The sequence below is a fragment of the Anaplasma platys genome, from assembly GCF_012790675.1.
Classification (GTDB): Bacteria; Pseudomonadota; Alphaproteobacteria; order Rickettsiales; family Anaplasmataceae; genus Anaplasma; species Anaplasma platys.
This window is the reverse complement of record NZ_CP046391.1, coordinates 185,654-208,758: the sequence shown is the minus strand read 5'-3', so window position 1 is coordinate 208,758 and position 23,105 is coordinate 185,654. Positions and strand designations below refer to the sequence as shown.

Here is a 23,105-nt window from a genome sequence, read left to right as displayed (position 1 = left end):
CTACATCCTTTATTGTTCTTATGTTGAGTACCAAAACTGCTCAATCATCGATACTTGCAAAGTTTGCTAATATGGCAAAGGGCGCTCACGAATTTGGCATTGCCACCGACTTCTACCATCCTGATGTCTATCAATGGAAAATATATTCACACAACCTGGTTGCGCGATTAACAGTGTAGTGCCCCAGCTAGGCAAGAACAATTTTGACTTTTGTTTTGTGGATGCACAGTTGTTGTTTTGGTGTTACCAGAAAAATCCCCACAGTAGCGAACACCACCACCTCGGGTCGTTAGTCTCGTTGAACTGCATTTTATAGTGACAGTGGATACTGCACCAAGAATTTTCCCAAAAGTATACAGTATCGACCTATGTTGCACATTTTGCATTTGCATGCTTTATTATGGCTAAGTGAAGTACCACCCTGCCATGGACATTACCACTACCTAATGGATCACAGTTGCCCACAAACACTGCCCGGGTAATAGGCCATTGGCCGTTGTTGGCCTTGGCGGTTTTACTTCCGAAATGTGCGGAGCGGAAGCATCACATATCTACAGTTACTGCAGGTCTAAAAACATCGAATGCAAGTGTTTGACTATCTGGGACATGGCGTCTCGAGTGGCGAATTCAAGGTTACACTATGAGTGATTGGATTGATAACTGCTGTCAAATAGTAGAAATTTGGCATCCAAGCCCCTTATTCTTGTGGGGACCAGTATGGATGGTTGGCTCATGCTACTGCCCTGAAATATTCCAAACAAGTGCGTGGAATGGTCGGAATGGCCCCTCCCCCGATTTTACTGAGAATCTTGGTATAAACGAAAATGATATTGCATAGGCAACGAAAACCTGGCTGGTTACATCTTATGTAAAAAGGGTCTGCAGGTTCATGGGGATGGACCCGACAGAAAGCGATACAGCGGCTTCTGCCTTTGACAAAGAAAAGAGCACAGAAGTCCTCAAAACGGAAACCGTAACTATAAACAAAAAAGGACGCCCTTACACAGTGACACAGCGATTACCGCGAGATGCAAGCAAACACTACGTCCTCAACTTGGAGGAAATTCCTGTAACCTGCAGTACCGTGTTAGTGCAGTGTAGCCAACACGGCAAGTCCCTACAGTATCTCGGTAACACTTGCGAAAAAATGAAAAAAACCAGTCCCATTGACAACCTTATCAGGTCTAGCAACCACCTTCTGAATGACCCGTACCCTCTGGAAATTGCTTTCAGCGCGATAGAGAGCTATATTGCACAGGAAGAGGGTGACTCATAATTGTGGTGCTCAAGTGCCCTAACTTAGGGTCTTTTCCCAATCAACAGTAGCGCTATTTCCGCACAAAAAGCAACTGCAATCCCTGCTAGGCTTCAGGGTTTGAATAAACCGCGCTACTAAAACTCTCTTGCAAGTTGTTTGCCACGCAACAAGAACTCCATCCCCCATTGAAGGGAAGCAAAACCCTAACTATCAAAACATTATCAATCAGAACCACGTCTCACATTTCTGTCACCATATGCTACATGCTTAAGTAAACCCAAATTGTTTCTTCTGGCATTTGCCACCAGAAAGCCTCGTGATAAAGCATGTGACCTGTTACACGAGTAGCTAACCAGCTGCACTATGCTTTTTGCTCCTGCGAGACAGTAGCACGTTCCCTGCAGGCAACAACAATAACTATTGGCAAGCCATATCCATTTGTTTTGCTCTCCATTACGCAAGAAGAGCATGCCCTTTTGAAGTTTAAAACACCATCCACGATTGACCCTTGTATTCACAGTCGCTGCTGTAGCAAAGCTTTTTATAAACAACAAAATGACTATCTGCATCAGTAATGCTTATTCATTTCCGCTTTCAACCCAAGGACCTTGCACAGGGTGAGGCATGCCCCTCACAGAACTTTTGCTGAGTCTGGCAATAAACACCCAACCTGCCGCGTTGTCTTCAGCAGTAGAAAGTTCTTGGTGTCGAACCGTAGTTATAAATCAGATCTCCACCAGCATATTCTTATAACTCTCTGCCATATCTATTTGCTTTTTTAACGCAATAGTGAGCTTCGTTACAGAGGAGAAGCACGCATACATTACACAACAACCACATACTATTCCTCGACAATGCTCCCACAATCCCCAATCACTGATAAGCGCGGCAGAAAGATGTACAATTTCGCAAGGTTGGTATCCCCATGCTATTTCCGCGACGTCCATACTGCTCTCAACCCCACAATGAGCTGAATGCAGATTGTGAAGATGGGTAACAATCTCCAGATAATACCCCCACTCCTCATGCACTTCACACCGTATGAGCACAGAAAAAGGCTCTTTTAGGAGCACAATGGATCATGCAACTAAACAATCGGTCGACTCATCTCTCCGCCATACCAATTACTGCCTTCAGCCTAATAGGAGCGGATGACACACAGATCGCAACTATGAGCAACAACTTCCAGATAAAACCTTCTTTTTCTCCTGAACCTCAAAAACTTACTTCACGCAGGAAAGTTCTTCGCTCAGAAAAATAGTGTGTTCCTAAACGACATCGCCATCAGGGCAATTGCTCCCCCTCTAGTACTCCACATGTCACAGGCCTCGTTAGCAAAAAGATAAACCCGACGATAAAGTGTTGCCGAATACGTGCGAAAACAGGCAATTATTTATCATAGCTAATCCCAGTGTAACCTTACACTGGCCTTTGTGTTGGCATTATCTCATCGCTTTTCGTTGAGGACACCAACATGCAGCAGATCTTGTACACATAAAGTGGGAGCATCGCCAGATACAAAGAACTTCCCCCAAGGTAACAAAGGGCCCGCTTCCTTGAGTGCTACACTTTAATAAACGATTCTTAATATTCCTAGCCTCACAGCCAACGTGCAACAATCAAAAACCTTAATTTAGTCCTTCCCAACGTTAGGACTGACCGCCACACCTCAGAGCACAGACATATGAGAACATAAGCGAAAATCGCTAACAGCCCTCAAATAACAATGTTATTAGCTGGAAACAAAAACGGCACCAGTAAGACCTGTAACAACGATACTAATGCTAAATAAAACGCGCCCCGCCCATTGCACACAAAAAACCAGCAACGGTGGCACCTGTGCAACAGAAAAACCAGAAGGACACGACCTGCGAGTGGGCGGTAACAGACTCGAACTGCTGACTTCCTCGGTGTAAACGAGGCGCTCTACCAACTGAGCTAACCGCCCCTTCGACTACTGTAAACCATAAACACTGCTACTGCAATAAGGAACTTCTTATCTCATAACGCCTATCAATACCACACTGCCAACAAGCACCTAACACCGTGTTCACCAACAAATACGCTATGGTCATGGGGCCTACCCCTCCAGGAACTGGAGTAATAGCCGATGCTATAGGCTGAACACCATTAAAGTCAACATCCCCAACAAATCTGTTTTTTCCTTCTTGGGTAATCAAATTTATCCCCACATCTATCACTACAGCTCCTGGCCGTATCCACTCCGCCTTAACAAGGGCTGCCCTACCTACGGCAGCTATAACTACGTCGGCCCTTTTACAGTGTTCTACTATGTCCGCGGTGCCTGAATGCAGGATGGAAACAGAGCAGTTTTCGTACAACAACAACAGCGCTGCTGGCTTGCCTACTATATTGGATCTCCCCAATACAACTGCATTGCTACCTGACAAATTGGGACGCACTTTCTTAACGAGGTGAATGCACCCTTGCGGCGTACACGGGATCATACAGTCCATCTGCCCCGTCAACAGCTTACCTGCATTAGCGTTGTGAAATCCGTCAACGTCCTTTTCCGGGCTAATGGTATTAATTACCAGCGTTTTGTCTATATGCCTCGGAAGCGGCAACTGCACTAGAATACCGTGGACTCCCTTGTCACGGTTCAACTGATCAATAACACTTAACAATTCTTCTTGCGTAGTTTCCACGGGGAGCTCAATAGTCTTGGAATCCAACCCAAGCTCCGTTGCCTTTTTCTGTTTATTTCCCACATACAACTTACTGGCAGGATCATTGCCAACGATAATCACTACCAACGAGGGCACTACACCGTGTTCTTTTTTTAGATCAATAATTACCTGTCCAAGACGCCCTAAAAGTTCTGCTGCTGCAAGCTTCCCGTCTATTACCTTACCAAGTTCACCCATAGTCACCGTTTTTCACCTCGAAGTTTTGCAAGCTCATCAATGGCCCTGTTGGGAGAGCAAGAAGCGCAGATACACCCGGCCAATTTCACTCAACAGTGGACACATACAGCAACATTGAACAGAAGTATACAAAAATACATTAGATATCTCTTGCGGACAACACCGTACACCTGGCCATCACCAAGGAACACCACACCAGCATGACGTTTAAGGCAAAAATTTGTAGCGCGCCTCCTTTGTGGCTTAGGCCCGAAAGGGGAACAGTAGTTACACTCTGGCGAATTTCTTTTCGATAAACTTTTTAAGCGCAACCTGCCTGCAGGTTTTCACCCTCTCCGCACTAAGTATGTCGCCTATTTGCTGCGCAGTTTTCTCTGCGTCTTCATTCACTATTACGTAGTCGTAGTAGTAGCAATGGCTAATTTCAAAAGCAGCCCCCTTCAGACGTACTTCCACCGCTGTAGAATCTTCGCGGCTTCTGCTGCGGAGTCGCCTACTGAGCTCCTCCATGGACGGCGGTATTATAAACACACTTACCACAGCCTTCTTCATTATGTCCATCAACCGGAATGCGCCCTGCCAGTCGATGACGAAAAGGGTATTAGTGCCATTCCTAATGTTCTCTTCTACACACTTCCTAGGTACACCGTATAAGTTTCCGAAAACCTCAGCGTGTTCCAACATTTCACCAGAGTCACACAGCCTGCTAAACTCTTCTTTGTTCACAAAAAAATAGTCCTTGCCATTAACCTCCCCCTCACGCGGCAACCGCGTGGTCACAGAAACAGAACGAACTATATTGTTGCCTTTGTCCCGCACAAGCATGTTGGAAACTGTTGTCTTCCCACAGCCCGACGGAGAAGACAACACGAGCATGATGCCCTCACTTTTCAACTTGTCTGCCAATTTAAAACCTAAAACCGGTGATATCTAGAAGGACCCGTTATATCACTAATAAACTAACACATTCAACCAATAAGCTGAGATTGCGTTATTACCCAGGCTGGAAATAGCAGTGGCAGCTGCTATGAAAACACACTTATATTTCAACGGCACCCCAAACAGTTGTTCAAATATATACAAGCCACAACCACTCGGTCACGATGAATCCCATATTTCGTTGCGGGATCCCCACCGTGACATTGCGAATATACAACGCCCGACAACGCACATATTGTTGCCTATATGCCAAAGCAACTTACCAGATATCCATCTATAACTTATATAGTGATGCTCAGCCTTCTATGGATCGAATCTTAGTGTTGTTCTTTAACTGTAACTATGTTACCCTTCCGCCTATGCGTGGGGCTTATTTATGCAATGAACAATTTTGTTCGTAGGCTGCAATCGTCGCTCTGGTACATGGTGTGTTTGTGTGTGCTCTCAGCGTCCATAGGCCTGTTTTATTCCTTATATGCGTCGCCTGCTGATTACCGACAGGGCGAAGTGGTGCGTATAATGTACTTGCACGTGCCAGCGGCATGGATATCGCTAGGCGCGTATGCGGCTATTGCGACGTTAAGCATCTTTGCATTGTTAAAAAAAAACTACGAGTTTCCCATCCTAGCCCGAGCTCTTGCGCCAGTAGGCGCATGTTTTACCCTAGTGTGTCTGATGGCTGGTAGCCTATGGGGAAAGTACACTTGGGGCACATGGTGGGTTTGGGACGCGCGCTTAACGTCCATGCTGTTGCTGTTCTTTTTGTACATTGGGTACACGTCATTATGGAACTTGTTCGAAGATCATCACAGGGCGGCCAGAGTTACTTCTCTGTTTGCGGCATTTAGTGCGATAAACATCCCTATCGTAAAGTTTTCCGTCAATATATGGACAACGTTGCATCAACCCTCGAGCCTGCTGCGCAGGGGTGGCGTTGCCATTGACGTTTCCATGTTAATTCCCCTGGCGTTGATGTTTGTGGCATTGTTCACGCTGTTCGCGATACTCACTGTGCTGCGTGCCAACACCCTGCTATTACAGAAGGAGGCCAGGGAGCATATGTATAAATTTTATAGACAGTAGCATGATAGGAACTTTGTCAGGCATCGTGGACGAAGTGTTGGACAATGGAGTGATACTCACTGTTGGCGGCATTGGCTACATTGTGCACGTTTCCTATAGAACCTTAACTAACTGCCAACGGGGTGATGCCCTTAAGCTATATATTGAGACTCACGTAAACCGTGAAGGAGTGCCGCAGCTTTACGGCTTTGTTGACACCGAAGAGCGAAATTGTATGAAAGCGTTGATAAAGGTAAGTGGCATAAATTACAAAACCGCGCTGTCAATACTGGATAGGCTGACGCCGGATCAGATATTCTCAGCGATAATTAATGAGGACAAGGCTGTTCTAAAGGTGGCTGGTATAGGCGATAAAATGATAAGCAAAATTTTTGCCGAATTGGCTTCTTACGCCCAAAAACTGGAATTCGATATCATGAAGAAAAGGGTCTCATCCCCAGAAGAAACTGACGCTATAGCGGCTTTGATGAGCCTAGGGTACGAAAAAACCCAGGTGCTTGAAGTTCTAGAGAAAGTTGGTATCACGCATAACCTTTCTGACACAGTACGAAGCGCGCTTAAAGAGCTGTCAAAATGAGTGAGCTTCTCCACGAGCATCGCGCATTACCAGAAGACGAACGGAATTTCACTCCGCGCCCCAGCCTAATAGAAGAATTCGTCGGGCAGAGCAAAATAGTAGAAAACCTCAAGGTATTCATAAAATCCGCTTACGAACGCAGAGCACCGCTGGATCATGTATTGCTATATGGCCCCCCGGGCCTGGGCAAAACCACGTTGGCACACATAATAGCAAAGGAGCTCAAGGTAAATTTTAGATCGACCTCAGGCCCTTTATTAAGCAAGGCAGGAGACTTAGCTGCAATTCTCACCAATTTACAGCCAATGGATGTGCTCTTTATCGACGAAATCCACAGGCTACACAAAAACATAGAAGAGGTTTTATACTCAGCCATGGAAGACTGCTGTCTGGATATAGTGGTGGGTGAAGGCTGCGGCGCTAGAACATTGAGGATCGACCTCCCTATCTTCACCTTAATCGGTGCCACAACGCGCTTTGGGCTAATTTCTAACCCTCTGAGAGATCGTTTTGGGATTCCGCTACATCTAGAGTTTTACTCAGTGGATGAGCTAGTGCAGGTGATAAAGCGTGCGGCGCACGTCATATGCGCTAATATCGATGACAGCGGCGCACACGAAATTGCATCGCGGTCCCGGGGAACGCCAAGAATCGCATTAAGGCTCTTTCGCCGGGTAAGAGATTTCATGACGGTTGAGAAGAAAAACAAAATCGATGCAGAATTCGCTAAGGGGGCCCTGTTGAGCCTTGAAGTGGATCATGCTGGCTTGGACAAGATGGATATTAAATATCTAATTTTCATTTACGAAGCCCGCAACGCCGTGGGCATAGATACCATCGCTGCAGCCCTTTCTGAAGACGTTGGTAACATTGAAGAAACCATAGAACCCTATTTGCTGAAGATCGGCTTTGTACAGCGCACACCGCGTGGCCGAGTGCTAACAGCCCAGGCAATAGAACACCTAATGCAAAGTAAGTATATATAAAGTTCATATGAGCAGCGGTAGCTCTTTTCACTGATAGTCAATTCTTTGTAGTGTGTTCCGTTACCGCCCTGCACTGTTGGCTTTTACTCACACGGAATGTCCTTTTTGTTACACGCCCCTGAACGCACCAAGACTAAAATGCTACTACTTGGCAGTACCGGCCACGATCAAAATGTTCTTTGTCTATCTCGGTAGAAAAAAACAAGGCGTGTCTAGTAGCTCCAACACCACATTACCCATCCCTTTAAGTTCGGACAATGTCTCATTTTTATTGCGCGCGGATTGCTTACCAAGGTGAAAAAACGTCTTGGCTTACGGCCCTACAGTGAAAACATGCCAATAATAGCAATATTGCAGATCACTAATGCCGCCTTTCGTCACTGTTACACTTTACAACACGTTTGCAATTTCTCAACATCTGGCTGCACAACAGCAAGCAGGTCGCCTCCTAGACAAAAATTGCCTCTCTTCCACATAAATCAGGATGTGCATTATAAGACTTGGAATAATGTTCTTATCCCTCTGCCGGAGATAATCATGTTGTTGCACACTGTAACCATTAAAGCTCCCTACCGTTACGCAAAATACCCGCATTTATTTGCACGCAATGGTCATACGAGAATTATGTCTGATATTATGTGCAAGAATTCACGATTGGGGTCTCAGTATGAGAACAGCAGCCCTCATCACTCTGCTGCTATTCTGCTTTCTGTCGGTAGCAATGTTCTTCGTCTATCTCAGGGAAAACCAAGGTATGTCTGATAACCGCAGCGTGACATTACCCACCCTCCTGGGTTCAGACGAGGAGTTCAATCTTGCACAAATCAGTAGCAATGGTCGCCCATTTGTTATAAATGTGTTTGCGTCCTGGTGCACCACATGTTTAGAAGAACATGCAACCTGGAAAACCGTTGCAGAAGAAACAGCAATTGATCTATACGGTATTGCCTACGTAGACGTGGAACACAGCACATTAGCATGGCTTGAGCAATACGGTAATCCTTACAAAATCGTGGCAGCTGATTACTCCGGACTAATGGCCAAAGCTCTCGGGGTCACTGGAGTGCCAGAAACCTTCGTATTTGATCGGGACGGCTCACTAGTGCTGCGTATCTCCGGTGTCGTGACTCCGGAATTCTGGAAAGAACGTATTGCGGGATTATTAGCATAGCAAAATACAACACCATCCTTCCTGGACCGTGGTACGTACATCCCACTTACGTTCGAGTAAGAACTCCCGGGGTTTAGTATCAATATACTAGCGCGTCACGCAGTATTTCCAGGTAATCCATTCACTGCCCCTTAAACTTATGCAAAACAGCTGGGTTGCACTAATGTGAAAAGCTCTATTGTCGCCATAGTAACGTGATTAGGTGTGACAAAGTGTGCTCAACGACCCAACACAGCGGAGCGTCAAATGAACGTCAGCTGCAGTAAAACGGTGCAAGCACATTACCTTCCCCCTGCACACAAAACGCTAAATACGAAACCCTACGAGCAGCACATGGCTTTTCTTTTTCTCATATCACAATAGGTCCTCACAGTGTGGTATAGGACTAAATTTTGAGTCTTTTAAGGCACATTACCCGTATAACTACCAGGCCAATGCAACAACATATTATCGCCATGGCAGCTATTGGCAGGATTGAACCGTCATAAAGTCTACTCACAATGTAGATGCCTGCTGCACCAAAAATCGTTTGCCAAAATACGATAAATGAAGAAGCAACGCCCTTGTCCGGCGTATTTGCAAAAGCAGATGCCATACTATTTGCAGTAATAAATGCTATAGCAAACGACGAAGGAACCCATATGAGCTCTATGAACAATGGTGAAACCAGCTCTCGCTCAATGTGGTAACATATAGCCACTGATGAATCACATATTACCACTGCTATGAGCCCTATCGTGATAAGAGTAGGCAGGCTAAACCTTTCCATCAGCCATCGGTTGGCAAAGGTCCCTACAATGTACGCTGTAACGCTTATTGCCACCAAGTAACCGTAGTACTTAACCGGCAAATTCATCCCTTCAATAAATACAAACGGCAACCCTGCTACTGATGCCCATATCCACATAATAGTCAGGCTTTGAATTAAGGAAAAACCCAGAAACCTACGATTCTTAAACAGCGCAATATACTCAAGGACTATTGCTCGAGATGTCAATGTCGCCTTTTTCTCTTTGATGGTCTCTGTAAACCATAGCATTAGCACTAAAAGGAGCCCTCCGGCCATGACTGTGATAATGGCAAATAAGAATCTCCAACCAAAGCCCCACGCCAGCATGTAGCTACCAATAATTGGCCCCAAAACTGGGGAGAAAGCCACAAGCATGTTGACTATAGAGAGACTTTTGGCTGAGCTCTCACCAGGGTACATGTCATTAACAGTTGCGTAGCCAACAACACCTGCAGCTCCCGTACCCAAACCTTGAAAGAACCTCAGAACGATCAGGGCACCAATACTCTGCGCAAAGCAGCACCCTATGCTCGCCAAAACAAAAATGGCAACTCCGCTTAGTAACACAGGCCTCCTGCCATAACGGTCTGATAGAGGACCATAAACCAATCCTGACAACGCTCCCCCTAACAGGTTTAAGCTAACTGTAAACTGGACAATAGTCTGAGGAACACCAAAGAAGGAGCTGATTTGGGGTAGCACCGGAGCATACATATCGTATGCCACGTCGCAAATAAATATAGATGCTACTACAAGCCCTAAAATGACTACCTTTCGCACATAAACCCCAAATAACCTGACAACAACTGTGTACTAAGCCAAACTATCTTCATCCTATCACCACTGTGTGCAAAGGAAAATAGGAACGCTCTGCAAAGACGAGATTGTCGCTATAGTTCTGTATAACACACCGCAGGAGCAGCCTAGTTTCTGATCATCACCGATACAAAAAACAAACTAGATAATAACTACTACACCTCAACGCACTCTTCAGGGTACAAAACGGACATAAGCTCGTTCCACTCCCGTTTGCTCATGCCGGCATCCTCTCTAGTGACCTCCTCGCCCTTCAGCAACTTTCTTATTACATCCAAGGCACTCCTCGAAAGCATCTTGGACTCCAGACAATATTCGGTAAAGGCCTCGTGAACCATAGGCACCCACTTTCTCACTATTTCCAAGATCGTTGCTGCATACTCACGTAACTCGTATTGCGCACCACTACTTATCCTGAGCATTATAAAACGCAGCAGATTGTGTAGGTCGACCTTCCAATACCAATGAGTGTAGCAGTTCAGAGTCAGATTCATCCGAGCAATCTCCCGCGCCAAACCTCGATCCAGCATTGACTCATAACACGAATACATACTCTCGGAATTATCCTTAAAAATATCAATAATCCCCCGCGCGACATCTGGAGAAAGGGGCTCACCACGGCCCTGCGCATTATTTGTCGACTGCTCCGCGACCTTGTCTACTTCCGGTACGTAAAACTCATTTTCCACCACGGAATAACGTGCCGAACACTCGTTTATGCTAGCAGTACGATGTCTGACCCACTGTCTAGCAACAAAAATCGGCAGTTTTACATGCAATTTTATTTCACACATCTCAAAAGGAGAAGTATGCGCATTCCTCATCAAATATCCAATGAGCGCGGCATCCTGGCTTACCTGCTTCGTACCCTTACCATACGAAACACGCGCTGCCTGCACTATAGAGGAGTCGGACCCCATATAGTCTATTACCCTCACAAAGCCGTGATCGAGAACCTTATGCTCGTCGTACAGTATATCCTCAAGCTCTGGTACAACCACCCTCTTGGTACGTTCACCAACCCCATCCACCATCTAAAGCTCCAATCTTCTCACCATCATCTGCTTTATTTTAGCAATCGCCTTGGCAGGATTTAGATCCTTAGGGCAAGTCTTGGTACAATTCATAATAGTGTGACACCTGTACATTTTAAACGCATCATCTAAAAACTCCAGACGCTCTTCTGTAGCATCATCCCTACTATCCACAAGCCACCTATATGCTTGCAACAACGCCGCTGGCCCCAAATACTTGTCAGCATTCCACCAATAGCTAGGACAGCTCGTACTACAACTTGCGCACAGGATACAATCATAAACCTTATCAAGCTTGCTTCTGTCCTCAATACTCTGTAGATGTTCCTCCTTATTAGACCTAGTCCCCCGAGACTGCAACCACGGCTTTATCGATTGGTACTGCTTATAGAAGTTACTTAAGTCTGGAACCAAATCTTTGATGACGTCCATGTGCGGCAGAGGAAAAATCTTAACATCCCCCTTGATATCGGAAATGTACTTGGTGCACGCAAGAGTATTGGTGCCATCTATATTCATGGCGCAAGACCCACATATGCCTTCGCGACACGATCTCCTGAAAGTCAGCGTCGAATCGTACTCATTTTTGACCTTGATTAGCGCATCTAACACCATCTGTCCACACTTATCAAGATCTATGTAAAAGGTATCTATCCGGGGATTTTCTCCATCATCAGGAGACCACCTATATATTTTAAAGCACCCAGTACGCTTCGCCCCTTTAGCAGCGTCAACAACCCTACCGTTGGGGTTTATCTTTGAGTTTTTCGGCAGAGAGAACTGCACCATAGCATCAACTACAATTAATAAACTCTTTTTTGAGGCGGAAAATACTCAACCTCATCTGTCAAAGTAAAAGTCGCCACATCCTTATAGCCAATTTTGACATCGTGGGTGCCGCCATCGTACCACGCCATAGTATGTTTCATCCAGTTCTCATCGTCCCGTTCCGGAAAATCCTCACGGGCATGTGCACCCCTGCTTTCCTTACGGTTTGCCGCACAGTCAACCGTCACCACCGCCTGCGGAATCATGTTGGTCAGCTCCAAAGCTTCTACAAGATCACTGTTCCATATCATACTTCGGTCGGTAACTGAAACATCTTTCATCATCAACGCAACTTCACGAATCTTCTTTTTCCCTTCTCCTAATACTTCTGCTGTACGGAACACCGCAGCGTGCTCCTGCATAACATGCTGCATCGCGCTACGGACCTCAGAAACACGGATAGTACCCTTGGCGCTACGCATTGTATCGAACCTATCTATTATTCCCTCCTCAAGTCGTTTTTGGATGGGACGATGTTGCATCCCCGATTTAATAATACTACCCGCTCTTATAGCAGCAGCCCGACCAAAAACCACCAAATCCAATAACGAATTTGAACCTAGGCGATTAGCCCCATGCACCGAAACACATGCGGCCTCCCCTATCGCAAAAAGACCTTCAACCGGTTCATAACTGCCGCTTTCTTTCAGAGTGAGCACCTCACCATGGTAGTTGGTAGGAATTCCCCCCATGTTGTAGTGTACCGTGGGAAGCACAGGGATGGGCTCCTTGGTGACATCGACCCCAGCAAATGTCTTAGCAGTTTCGCTTATCCCAGGCAGTCTTTCGTGTATAACCTTAGGATCCAGGTGAGCAATCGATAAGTAGATGTGATCCTTCTTCTCACCTACGCCGCGCCCCTCCCTGATCTCCATGGTCATTGACCTACTCACAACATCACGGGAAGCCAAATCTTTAGCCTTAGGCGCATACCTTTCCATAAATCTCTCGCCTTCAGAATTTAGCAGATATCCCCCCTCACCTCTGCACCCCTCGGTCATTAGACATCCAGAGCCATAAATGCCAGTAGGATGGAACTGCACAAACTCCATATCCTCTAAAGGTAGCCCAGCCCTGGCAGCCATTCCACCACCGTCTCCAGTACATGTATGCGCACTAGTAGCCGAAAAGTACACCCGGCCATACCCACCGGTGGCAAGCACAACCGCATGCGAACGAAACCTATGCAGAACACCATCGCACAGGGACCATGCCATAACCCCATGACATGCTTGGCCGTCAGCACTCATGATTAAATCTATTGCGAAGTATTCCACAAAAAACTTTGCGTCAAACTTTAAAGACTGCTGATACAAGGTGTGCAGTATTGCATGCCCGGTTTTATCCGAAGCAGCACAGGTCCTAACCGCAGGTTTCCCCTTACCGTACTCAGTGGTCATCCCACCAAAGGGACGCTGATAAATCTTACCGCTTTGCGTTCTAGAAAACGGCACGCCATAGTGCTCAAGCTCCACCACAGACTGCATAGCATTTTTGCACATGTACTCTATGGCATCTTGGTCTCCCAACCAATCTGAGCCCTTGACTGTGTCAAACATGTGCCAGCGCCAATCATCCTCAGCAACATTACCCAACGCCGCACTTATACCGCCTTGTGCCGCAACTGTGTGACTGCGCGTCGGGAAAACCTTAGTAACACAGGCCACCGACAACCCCGCAGCTGTCATGCCCATAACAGCACGAAGACCCGCACCTCCGGCACCCACTACCACAACATCATACTCGTGGTCTACAATTTCGTACGCGGACCTCGACATCCCTACCACACAACTTGCTAACGCGGAAACTACTTTTAGGCTACCACAATCCCCTCGGTAGTCAACACAACTTTGAATGCCAATCACCAGCTATAGCCCTTACAGCTGTTATCTTCCTTACTGAACACGCATAACAAAACTTAATAATGCTACCGGTATACAAACGTTTGTGCAGACCCGTCCAGTACTGAGAAAGGCGAGCTTCGAATATCGTGAAAGTAGTAAACACCTCAAAAACTTTGGAAAACCATTGTACTGCGCCAATATAGCCAATATATAATTAGCCAGCACTCTCAGCAGATCGCCAATCACCCTCAGACTTGCTGTATTGCAGTTCAAACAGCCGTGCGTAAGTACTGTTCTTGTCGCGCATTAACTGCTCGTGGGTGCCTACCTCTTGTATTGCACCATTGCTAAGCACAATAATCTTATCTGCATTGACAACGGTAGTGAGCCTATGAGCAACCATTATGGTGAGCTTGCCGCTCATGAGCCTGTTCAGAACATCTAAAATCTTGTGCTCGTTGTCAGTATCCAGGGCAGATGTTGCCTCATCAAGAATCAACACTTTAGGCTTGCGTAAAATAGCGCGGGCTATGGCGATACGCTGCTTCTGCCCTTCTGACAAACACATGCCTTTTTCGCCAACGCATGTATGCAGTCCCTCAGGCAGACTCTCAACAAAACTCGCAATGCTTGCCCCTTCTATAGCCTCACGCAACTGCGCTTCGGTGTATTCCTCCACACCATAAGTGACATTATCAAGTATGGTCCCGGAAAAAATTACCGGACACTGCGGCACCACACAAAAAAGCGAGCGTAAGCTCTTCAGTGATATCTCCTTGATGTCAACACCATCTATGGTAATACTTCCCTGGCTAGTGTCGTACATTCTTAGCAAAAGATGCACTATTGTGCTCTTACCACTGCCAGAATAACCCACGAATGCTATTTTCTCCCCCGCTCTCATGGAAACATTAATATCTTTCAGGACAAGGGCATCGCGGTCGTTGTAGTAAAAAGTGATATTGTTCAGATCCACAGAATCTTTTATCGAGTCAATGTCTATGCAATCAGGAGCGTCTTTGATTCCCGGATCAAGTCGCAGCAGCTCAGAAATATCCTCGGAAATGTCAGCAGCCTTCTGAAGATCGTGCACGTTGTCGCCTAGCCCATTAATGGCCCCAGCTGCCAACGCAGAGTAAAAAATGAAAGAAAGCAGAGTCCCAGCACTCATGCTCTGCTCCCCAACAGCACTGAGACCAATCCACAGCACCAGGCCTATTGCTCCAGTAACCGCAGAAATGACCAGCGTCACCAACAACGCCCTGAGCAGAACGTGCCTATATGTCGCGGTGGATACCTTGTCCAACAAGCTAGAAAATTTTGAACGTACTATATCTTCTGCAACCAAAAGCTGAACCGCGGCAATGCCGCTACATGTCTCCTCGCCAAAATGGACTAGCCCGTCAGTTCTATTTCGCAAGGCATGCGCTGCACTTTTTACTCGCTTCCCCACAAAAGCAACTATCAATATTAAGGCCGGTAACACCAGAGCGACTCGCACGGTAAGATCCAAACTAGTGTGAATCAGCATTCCGACACTACTCAGCAAGACAGTGACATTGCGTAGAATAACCAGAACACTCCCACTGAGCACCGTCTGTAGAGTTGCAGTATCAGTAATTAGCCTGGTCATTAGCAACGAAATGCTGGTATTTTCCAAAACACTTGAAGACAAACTGAGAATTTTGTCATAAATCTGCCGTCTAATATCTTTAACCACATGTGCAGCGCCTTTGCCGCATAGCCAAATCCGGAGGAATGAACCCACAGCAATGGTGAGAACAAGAAACATTAACCCAATGAATGGCGCCGGGCTACTAGCTGATCCGTTTAACAGTCCAGCATCGACTAAAGACCTCAAACTACGGCCAAATGCTAAAATGGCCCCCGAACTGATTATTATTACGAGATATGCCAAGAGAAAGTACTTCTTGTACGGCATGATATAGGAGAGCAGCACCCTCATCGAACACTTATCCTCCTAAGATACCAAATATGTCACAAACCTCTGCCTTCACAAAAGTGAATAGCTCTTGATTGCCCCTAGCGTCCCACCAGCATTCCTTTTCCGAATCATATGCAAAACGTACGGAACCACTAATAGGCGAAGCCACCCAAATTTGAGAAGTAGGTGCGTGCCAGCTTACTAAGTAAGAATTTTCCCCGTCTGTAATCTCTACCGAATCGCTCCCCCTGTCACAAGAAACGGGAACAGAACCTTCAGGCACCTCCATAGCCTCCACCATCACCAGTAAAGACTCAAGCGCGCCATTCGCCAAGGTCCACAGATCAGTGTTAGAGCTCATACTCACCATAAACGACACTACAGTAGCCACAACAAATTATAAACCAGACTAGGTATTTTTACGAACAAACTCTCGGTAAAAGCACAGCCCGCCTGCAGCTGCGGTGTAATCTTAACTGCAAAGAGGATCCACAGCAACCCAACAACACGCGCAAGCTACAGAGAAAAAGACAGACGGCCACCCACTTCCTACACCTCCAGCGCTACATAGCAGTAGCGTAGGGCAAAGGTCGAACAAGACTGGCAACCATGGAGCGCACTTCAGACTCCACAGCAGACATATCGCTAACGCCACGAGCCATAGAATCAACAACTTTCAGCACCAAACGGCCAATTTCTTCAAATTCAGAAACCCCAAGGCCTCTAGAAGTTTCCGCCGCAGAACCCAATCTGATTCCTGAAGTAATCCACGGTTTTTCCGTATCGAAGGGCACACCATTTTTGTTACAAACTATCCCGGATCTCTCCAGAGACAATGCAACATCCTTGCCCGCTAGCCCACGCGACCTCAGATCAACCACCACCATGTGGCTATCGGTTCCACCAGTGACAACGTTCAACCCCCCAGCCAACAAAACGCCCGCGAGCGCGCGAGAATTATCCAGAACCTGCTTTATGTAAAGCTTAAAATCAGGGCTCATCGCCTCACGAAACGCTATAGCCTTAGCAGCTATAACGTGCATAAGTGCTCCACCCTGCGTTCCGGGGAACACCGAAGATCTAATTTTTTTGTGAATTTCCTCATCATCAGTCATGACGACACCACCCCGCGGCCCACGCAGAGTCTTATGAGTCGTTGAAGTTACAACATGCGCATGGCCAAACGGAGAAGGATAATGGCCTCCAGCGATCAAACCCGAGTAGTGAGCAATGTCAGCATGAAGGTATGCCCCCACTTTATCAGCAATCGCCCTAAATGCCTTGAAGTCTATATGCCTGGGATATGAAGACGCCCCAGCAATAATCAAAGCGGGCTTCGTCTCCAGAGCTATAGCTTCCACTTCGTCCATATCAAGAAGACAGGTATCCTCCCGGACATCGTACTGCACTGCATTGAACCACTGGCCCGACATATTAGGAGCAGCACCATGCGTCAAATGCCCACCCGAAGACAACGACATACCCAACACAGTATCGCCCGGCTTCAAAAGCGCAAAAAATACCTGTTGATTTGCCTGCGAACCTGAATGAGGCTGTACATTAGCGTACTTACACCCAAAAAGCTCACACAACCTCTCCATCGCAAGACGCTCAGCCACATCAACAGCTTCGCATCCGCAATAGTACCTATTACCGGGATATCCTTCGGCATACTTGTTGGTCAAAACAGACCCCTGGGCTTGCAACACCGCACGGCTCACAAAATTCTCCGATGCTATCATCTGCAAACAGGAATTTTGCCTATCCAGCTCAGCCTTTAAACACGCAGCAACCCCCGCATCAGACTCAACCACACCTCGGCTATCCACGCACCTCATCGAGCCCTCTAAATACTGCCTTCCACATCCCCGCTGCTTACGCTCTCCCCCATGGCAGGCGCACTCACACCCTCAGATTCTGCTACAGCAGAGGCACCAGAAGACGCAGCTTCTGCTGCCTCCGCAGCCACTACCTCACTCCTGCTCTTCTTCTCACGAGCCACCGCTAGCTTCACTCTCTCTGCCTCGGCATCGTTGCGAACAACGTGGAGCTTCACCACGGCAACTAGGTCCGCATGCAATTCAACGCTCACATCATATTCACCAGTGCGCTTTATCGTTTCACTAAAAAACACTTCCTTGGGCTGCACAGCATAGCCTATAGCGTCAAGCAATTTCGCAACATCACGAACAGTTACAGAACCGAAGAGCTTTCCGTCATCGGAGGCCTGCCTGATGATGATCAAACATTCCTCAGCCAGAGACGCAGCCGCCTTATCTGCCTCCCTCAACTTCTTCTCGCTTTGCTCAGCGATTACTGAGAGCTTTTCTTCCAACAGCTCCATGTTCCTCTTCGTTGCTCTCACAGCTTTGCCGTCAGACAGCAGATACCTAGCGTATCCAGGCTTCACCCTGGCAACCTCGCCGGCTTTACCCAAGCCGCGCACACTAGACCTAAGAATTACCGATAACATCAAAAGACCCACATTACACTAATTAGCAATAAGGCAACAGCGCAAGGAACCTAGCCCTCTTGATAGCACGCGCAAGCAGCTTTTGCTTACTAGCAGATACCGAAGTTATCCGACTCGGCAGTATCCTACCGTACTCTGAAACAAACTTTGAAAGCAAGACCTTGTTCTTGTAATCAATATCTTCATCCGGGCACTGCGCCAAAGGGCAAGTTCTAGATTTTCTGAAATATGGCCTTTTGAGGTACACTAAAGGAGAATACGAACTCCCTGAGCCTCCATCACCGCCATGCTTTTTTTCCCCATGCGACACAAAAAACCTCCTAATCCTGATCAGAACCCATCATGGCAGACCTCCCCTCTGGGACTTTATCCACCTTTAAACATAAAAATCTCAACACATCTTCGTTGAGCTTTATCTTACGCTTAAACTCATCCATCGCGGTCGGAGTGGCTCTCATGTACATCATACAATAATGCCCCTTATTGTTTTTCGCGATGCTATATGCAAAATCCAGAAGGCCCCAGTACTCATATTTTACAAGCTCACCCCCCATCTTCACCAACAAGGCTGTTAACCCCTTCGAAAGCCCTTCGAGCTCATACTGAGTTAAGCCCTGTTGTGCTATAAAAGCAAACTCGTAAAAAGGCACTACAAAACCTCCCCTTAAATGAAAACCCATCCCGGTATTATATATGACGACCGGACACAATCAAGAAATATCGCACCTAAGGCTCTTCGTGATTTTTATGAAGAGTCATAGCTCGACCAGAGCGCTTTTTATCCAGCAAATCCCTGGCAGCTAAGGTAATTTGCTCATACGTGCCATCCGATAAGGTGCTCCCCATATACTCACTAGCAACGGAGAAAACCCCGTAGGAATATGTGTCAACAAACCATCCTGGAAGTTCCACATTCTCTACTGCTTCATCATTACCACTGGCACTTTTAGGATACGGTGCAAAAACATACAGCAATGTTTCCATGGCAAAGAACAAGAAGTATGAAATAACCAACCCCTTTGCTATGCCTACAATAGAGCCCGCCGTCTTGTCAAGAACACTGTGCCTTAAAGGCTCTAACAAACGCACAATTATACTTCCCGCTAAAATCGCACAGGTTATAGACAAAACGAAAACAGTTCCTCCCGAGAGAACCCCAGCCAAGGCTTCGGAGGGAACACGCGCACTAAACGTGTCAAAAAAGTGGTCGTGCCTCGCCATGGTTGCCCCAATTGACAGCGCTAGCCCAGCAAGACCCAACACTTCCTTGATAAAACCCCTGATAAAACCAAGAGTTAACAGCAGCAGTACTATAAGAGCAACAGCGATGTCCAATACCATAGCTCACCCTTTACCGTGTAACGTCATTTCTACTACGTTGAAGAAAGACCAACACTGCTAACAATACCACAGCAACCGTTACCACATAGTATCCATTGTTATTCCTTTTTAACACCTCAAGGCGCGTTATTACATCGCCTTCATCCAGATAATTGTGAACGTAGCCGCCTTTCATCGTATCTAAGACCACAATCCTCCCATTGATCGTGCCAACTTCGAGACCCGCCTGGCTGTTCAGCAACCCGGACATGCCACCCGTATATCTTTCCTGCACAGGTACCACCACATACCCGCCGCTAGCGCCTACCTCTCGGCTGTAATTTATTCTTACACTATCTCCCTTTCCGACAGTTACCCTGGTTCCTTCTATGAACACTTCTTTGCTGTTCCCATAAAAATAGTTAGCTATACCGCCAGGGGCCATAAGCATTACCCCGCATAAGATTAGGGCTGCAGATTCGTAAAGTTTGTTCTTTTTAAAGAAAAACCCCTGCATACCGGAGGAAAGAACCACAACACTCATTGTAGCAATCACTATATCTAGAACGGCACTCCCTACACTCTCAACACCGTGCAAAATTATGTTACCGTTGAAGACAAACATAAACGGGATCACCATAGTCTTTATGTTATACAAGAACGACTGCACCCCTGTCTTAAAGGAATTTGCCTTGGCAATAGCCGCAGCTGCGTAGGACGCTATGCCAACAGGAGGAGTTACATCAGCCATAAGACCAAAGTAAAACACAAACAAATGCAGCGCCACCAGCGGTGTTTGTAAGCCATTCTTGTGGGCGAGGATGCTCAGCGCTGGAACGACAAGCGTGGAAACAATAATGTAGCACCCGGTCGTAGGCATGCCCATCCCGAGAACAATGCAAATCACTGCTGTTACTAACAGCGCCAGGAGAACACTACTTCCCGCTAACGCATCCACCAACGCGCCAATAGACAAACCAAAGCCAGTAAGCCCCACCATCCCAACTACGATGCCCGCAGTGGCAGTAGCCACTGCTATCGGCAACATGTTCCTAGAGCTAAACATCATTGCAGAAACAACTCTTTTGAGGTCTGCGTATAGCGCTGGGATAATATTGGAATAATTGCGTGCTCTCACTGACGCCACTACTCCCTCAGCCAACAACATGAATATTAGGAACAGATTAGTCCAAAAGCACGCCAGGGACGACGACACCTTTTCAACTACCAAAGACCATACAAGGATTAGAACCGGTATGAAATAATGCAGTCCCTGCCTAAAGATATCCCAAGCACTCTCCGACAAGTTATCCGACATTGAGAACTCTTCGCCCTTAACAGAATCTGCACTGTTCTTCTGTGGGCGGTATACCAATATCGCTATGTACGATACCACCAGAAGAGCAGCCATCGCATAGACGCTAGCATCCTGGAATATGTCTCTGATCCCAGGCACATGAAACCCCAATATAGTCACCCCATCTACAACCAGATGCACAAATCCGAATAGTAGAATTATAGACACCACTCCTATGAGGAACCTAAGGATCATCATTGGAATTCGTGATACGCTGCCAGCCTGGTTATCAGCGATTCCTAGATCATATTGTAGGCGCTTGGCTTCAAAGTGCACTATCACTAGCAACCCAATGTATACCATAAGCGCCGGCACAAGGGCGTGCTTGACTATATCAGAGTATGGAAGCGCTAAAAACTCCGCCATTAAAAACGCTGCCGCCCCCATAACTGGAGGAGTTATTTGACCATTGATTCCCGCAGACACTTCGACTGCTGCTGCCTTTTCCGGGGACATGCCCATTTTTTTCATTAACGGGATAGTAAATGATCCAACCGTCACGGTATTGGCGACTGATGATCCTGACATCATCCCCATGAAGCCAGACCCAACAACCGCTGCTTTAGCTGGGCCACCAACCGATCCTCTGAGCAGCGCCACTGACAGCTTCATAAAAAAACCACCAGCACCTGCTTTATCTAACAAAGCACCGAAAAGAACGTACATGAAAACAAAATTACATGACACCCCTAAAGCAACACCAAATATCCCCTCGGAGGTCAACCAATTGTGCGACACTATGGACGTAAGATCATGCCCCCTGTGCGCAACTATGTCAGGCAACAGGTAGCCAAACGCCGCATACAACAGAAAAACGCTAGAAACAATTACTATCGGGAAGCCAATAGCGCGCCGGGCCGCCTCCATAAGAAGCACAATGCCTGTCAGAGCAACAACCACATCAAGAAATGTGGGCATCGCAACCCTTTCAGTTATAACTTCATAAAAAATTAGCACGTACGATACGGAACCCGCTGCCACGACAGCCAACACCCAATCAATAACACCCACACTGTCCCGTTCCTTTCCACGTCTGTAAGGCATAACTAAAAACAGCAAGAACAACGCAAAAGACAAATGTATGACTCGCGATTTAACACCCGACAGCACCAACTCATCCAGGCCATAATGAGATGCTAACCAGAACGGCAATGGAGAAGCGATGAACAACTGAAAGAATGCCCATAAAAATTCTGCGCAACCTACAACGCGCCCTCCTGGGGTCTTCTGCCCCCCATATTCAAAGTTTTCCACTACTCGATGAAGTTTCATACATTAAGCATCTATTAATACCACACCACGCAAATATAGCATGCCACATACCATCACATGGCCTGGCAGTCAATGAAAATGACCCCCAGCATCACCAGCATATATCGCTCTATCCGTGCATCAGCGTGTCCAATCGAGCGAATTCAACTACGCTTCGCACCCACAGAAGGTGTATAAGAATACCCTTAATATTCTCTCCGCCACAGTCCCTCAACCCTAACGAGACAAACACACACGCCCTGAATTGCGGACACAATCACAGCAACTGCGACAGCAAACCCTAAGATAGAAAGACCACTTAAGGGCAAACGCAGTCTCTAGCACATCTACCTAATAGGGTAAAGTCTAGTAACAGTGTTGCCCGCAATTTAGAGTAGCGTGCCTTAGGTTTTCGAGATTTCTAGCAAGCCGTCCCGCTGCTATAATCATTTCGCGGTGTCTGTGTCACACTTCATAGCCACTCCGGGTGCGCCCCTGAACGCACCAAGACTAAAATGCTACTACTTGGCAGTACCGGCCACGAT

At 46.8% G+C, this 23,105-nt stretch carries 21 protein-coding genes and 1 tRNA gene; 6 read left to right on the top strand and 16 right to left on the bottom strand.

Features of this window, described 5'->3' with window-relative positions:
- The first annotated feature begins 20 nt into the window (after positions 1-20).
- Both ANPL_RS00845 and ANPL_RS00840 read left to right on the top strand, forming a co-directional pair.
- On the top strand, positions 21-179 hold the full coding sequence (locus ANPL_RS00845) for a hypothetical protein (RefSeq protein ID WP_169192924.1): 159 nt from the start codon (positions 21-23) through the stop codon (positions 177-179).
- 716 nt (positions 180-895) lie between these two features.
- Positions 896-1,276, top strand: a complete 381-nt coding sequence (locus tag ANPL_RS00840; protein WP_169192923.1) for a hypothetical protein — start codon at positions 896-898, stop codon at positions 1,274-1,276.
- 707 nt (positions 1,277-1,983) lie between these two features.
- Here the strand turns inward: ANPL_RS00840 and ANPL_RS04715 are convergent.
- From ANPL_RS04715 to gmk, 4 genes are all read right to left on the bottom strand, one after another.
- Positions 1,984-2,289: a hypothetical protein gene (locus tag ANPL_RS04715; protein ID WP_236822852.1), complete on the bottom strand. Its 306-nt coding sequence runs from the start codon at positions 2,287-2,289 to the stop codon at positions 1,984-1,986.
- 844 nt (positions 2,290-3,133) lie between these two features.
- Positions 3,134-3,206, bottom strand: a tRNA-Val gene (locus tag ANPL_RS00835).
- A gap of 28 nt (positions 3,207-3,234) precedes the next feature.
- Entirely contained in the window at positions 3,235-4,146 is a 912-nt protein-coding gene (locus tag ANPL_RS00830; RefSeq protein WP_169193591.1) for a bifunctional 5,10-methylenetetrahydrofolate dehydrogenase/5,10-methenyltetrahydrofolate cyclohydrolase, read from the bottom strand.
- A 267-nt stretch (positions 4,147-4,413) separates the two neighbouring features.
- On the bottom strand, positions 4,414-5,052 hold the full coding sequence (gmk, locus tag ANPL_RS00825) for a guanylate kinase (RefSeq protein ID WP_174764257.1): 639 nt from the start codon (positions 5,050-5,052) through the stop codon (positions 4,414-4,416).
- A 414-nt stretch (positions 5,053-5,466) separates the two neighbouring features.
- Between gmk and ccmC the strand changes: the two genes are divergently transcribed.
- From ccmC to ANPL_RS00805, 4 genes are all read left to right on the top strand, one after another.
- Complete coding sequence (gene ccmC / locus ANPL_RS00820; protein WP_169193590.1) at positions 5,467-6,168, top strand: heme ABC transporter permease CcmC; 702 nt, start codon at positions 5,467-5,469, stop codon at positions 6,166-6,168.
- 1 nt (position 6,169) lies between these two features.
- The gene (ruvA, locus tag ANPL_RS00815; RefSeq protein WP_169192921.1) at positions 6,170-6,745 is read left to right on the top strand and encodes a Holliday junction branch migration protein RuvA; all 576 of its coding nucleotides are present in this window, start codon (positions 6,170-6,172) and stop codon (positions 6,743-6,745) included.
- Positions 6,742-7,731 (top strand): Holliday junction branch migration DNA helicase RuvB, encoded by a 990-nt coding sequence (ruvB, locus tag ANPL_RS00810; RefSeq protein WP_169192920.1) that lies wholly within the window; start codon positions 6,742-6,744, stop codon positions 7,729-7,731. The genes ruvA and ruvB overlap by 4 nt, the downstream gene beginning before the upstream one ends.
- A 667-nt stretch (positions 7,732-8,398) precedes the next feature.
- A complete protein-coding gene (locus tag ANPL_RS00805; RefSeq protein ID WP_169192919.1) occupies positions 8,399-8,902 on the top strand; it encodes a redoxin family protein in 504 nt (167 codons plus the stop codon).
- A 385-nt stretch (positions 8,903-9,287) separates the two neighbouring features.
- Here ANPL_RS00805 and ANPL_RS00800 read toward each other — a convergent pair whose 3' ends face one another.
- The 12 genes from ANPL_RS00800 to ANPL_RS00745 form a co-directional block, all read right to left on the bottom strand.
- On the bottom strand, positions 9,288-10,472 hold the full coding sequence (locus ANPL_RS00800) for a multidrug effflux MFS transporter (RefSeq protein ID WP_169192918.1): 1,185 nt from the start codon (positions 10,470-10,472) through the stop codon (positions 9,288-9,290).
- 191 nt (positions 10,473-10,663) lie between these two features.
- Positions 10,664-11,542: an FAD-dependent thymidylate synthase gene (thyX, locus tag ANPL_RS00795; RefSeq protein WP_169192917.1), complete on the bottom strand. Its 879-nt coding sequence runs from the start codon at positions 11,540-11,542 to the stop codon at positions 10,664-10,666.
- The gene (locus ANPL_RS00790; protein ID WP_169192916.1) at positions 11,543-12,331 is read right to left on the bottom strand and encodes a succinate dehydrogenase iron-sulfur subunit; all 789 of its coding nucleotides are present in this window, start codon (positions 12,329-12,331) and stop codon (positions 11,543-11,545) included.
- A gap of 14 nt (positions 12,332-12,345) precedes the next feature.
- Positions 12,346-14,148 carry a succinate dehydrogenase flavoprotein subunit gene (sdhA, locus tag ANPL_RS00785; RefSeq protein ID WP_169193589.1) on the bottom strand — a complete coding sequence of 601 codons (1,803 nt, stop codon included), beginning with the start codon at positions 14,146-14,148 and terminating at the stop codon, positions 12,346-12,348.
- Positions 14,149-14,428: 280 nt separating this feature from the next.
- On the bottom strand, positions 14,429-16,180 hold the full coding sequence (locus ANPL_RS00780) for an ABC transporter ATP-binding protein (RefSeq protein ID WP_169192915.1): 1,752 nt from the start codon (positions 16,178-16,180) through the stop codon (positions 14,429-14,431).
- Between the two features lie 7 nt (positions 16,181-16,187).
- Complete coding sequence (locus ANPL_RS00775; RefSeq protein ID WP_236822851.1) at positions 16,188-16,529, bottom strand: frataxin family protein; 342 nt, start codon at positions 16,527-16,529, stop codon at positions 16,188-16,190.
- 193 nt (positions 16,530-16,722) lie between these two features.
- Entirely contained in the window at positions 16,723-17,997 is a 1,275-nt protein-coding gene (glyA, locus tag ANPL_RS00770; protein ID WP_169192914.1) for a serine hydroxymethyltransferase, read from the bottom strand.
- Positions 17,998-18,005: 8 nt separating this feature from the next.
- Entirely contained in the window at positions 18,006-18,632 is a 627-nt protein-coding gene (rplI, locus tag ANPL_RS00765; protein WP_169192913.1) for a 50S ribosomal protein L9, read from the bottom strand.
- A gap of 22 nt (positions 18,633-18,654) precedes the next feature.
- The gene (gene rpsR, locus ANPL_RS00760; protein ID WP_169192912.1) at positions 18,655-18,942 is read right to left on the bottom strand and encodes a 30S ribosomal protein S18; all 288 of its coding nucleotides are present in this window, start codon (positions 18,940-18,942) and stop codon (positions 18,655-18,657) included.
- Between the two features lie 10 nt (positions 18,943-18,952).
- Positions 18,953-19,282: a 30S ribosomal protein S6 gene (gene rpsF, locus ANPL_RS00755; protein ID WP_169193587.1), complete on the bottom strand. Its 330-nt coding sequence runs from the start codon at positions 19,280-19,282 to the stop codon at positions 18,953-18,955.
- Between the two features lie 76 nt (positions 19,283-19,358).
- On the bottom strand, positions 19,359-19,973 hold the full coding sequence (locus tag ANPL_RS00750; protein WP_169192911.1) for a CvpA family protein: 615 nt from the start codon (positions 19,971-19,973) through the stop codon (positions 19,359-19,361).
- A gap of 10 nt (positions 19,974-19,983) precedes the next feature.
- Positions 19,984-22,581 carry a TRAP transporter fused permease subunit gene (locus ANPL_RS00745; protein WP_169192910.1) on the bottom strand — a complete coding sequence of 866 codons (2,598 nt, stop codon included), beginning with the start codon at positions 22,579-22,581 and terminating at the stop codon, positions 19,984-19,986.
- Positions 22,582-23,105 lie beyond the last annotated feature (524 nt).

Excerpts from the sequence above, each read along its gene's own strand:
- glyA (WP_169192914.1), bottom strand. The coding sequence starts at position 17,997 with ATGAGGTGCGTGGATAGCCGAGGTGTGGTTGAGTCTGATGCGGGGGTT.
- ANPL_RS00790 (WP_169192916.1), bottom strand. The coding sequence starts at position 12,331 with ATGGTGCAGTTCTCTCTGCCGAAAAACTCAAAGATAAACCCCAACGGT.
- ANPL_RS00805 (WP_169192919.1), top strand. The coding sequence starts at position 8,399 with ATGAGAACAGCAGCCCTCATCACTCTGCTGCTATTCTGCTTTCTGTCG.
- sdhA (WP_169193589.1), bottom strand. The coding sequence starts at position 14,148 with ATGTCGAGGTCCGCGTACGAAATTGTAGACCACGAGTATGATGTTGTG.
- ANPL_RS00840 (WP_169192923.1), top strand. The coding sequence starts at position 896 with ATGGACCCGACAGAAAGCGATACAGCGGCTTCTGCCTTTGACAAAGAA.
- ccmC (WP_169193590.1), top strand. The coding sequence starts at position 5,467 with ATGAACAATTTTGTTCGTAGGCTGCAATCGTCGCTCTGGTACATGGTG.
- ruvA (WP_169192921.1), top strand. The coding sequence starts at position 6,170 with ATGATAGGAACTTTGTCAGGCATCGTGGACGAAGTGTTGGACAATGGA.
- ANPL_RS00750 (WP_169192911.1), bottom strand. The coding sequence starts at position 19,973 with ATGGTATTGGACATCGCTGTTGCTCTTATAGTACTGCTGCTGTTAACT.
- ANPL_RS00775 (WP_236822851.1), bottom strand. The coding sequence starts at position 16,529 with ATGGTGAGTATGAGCTCTAACACTGATCTGTGGACCTTGGCGAATGGC.
- ruvB (WP_169192920.1), top strand. The coding sequence starts at position 6,742 with ATGAGTGAGCTTCTCCACGAGCATCGCGCATTACCAGAAGACGAACGG.
- ANPL_RS00780 (WP_169192915.1), bottom strand. The coding sequence starts at position 16,180 with ATGAGGGTGCTGCTCTCCTATATCATGCCGTACAAGAAGTACTTTCTC.
- thyX (WP_169192917.1), bottom strand. The coding sequence starts at position 11,542 with ATGGTGGATGGGGTTGGTGAACGTACCAAGAGGGTGGTTGTACCAGAG.
- ANPL_RS00845 (WP_169192924.1), top strand. The coding sequence starts at position 21 with ATGTTGAGTACCAAAACTGCTCAATCATCGATACTTGCAAAGTTTGCT.
- rplI (WP_169192913.1), bottom strand. The coding sequence starts at position 18,632 with ATGTTATCGGTAATTCTTAGGTCTAGTGTGCGCGGCTTGGGTAAAGCC.
- ANPL_RS00830 (WP_169193591.1), bottom strand. The coding sequence starts at position 4,146 with ATGGGTGAACTTGGTAAGGTAATAGACGGGAAGCTTGCAGCAGCAGAA.
- ANPL_RS00745 (WP_169192910.1), bottom strand. The coding sequence starts at position 22,581 with ATGAAACTTCATCGAGTAGTGGAAAACTTTGAATATGGGGGGCAGAAG.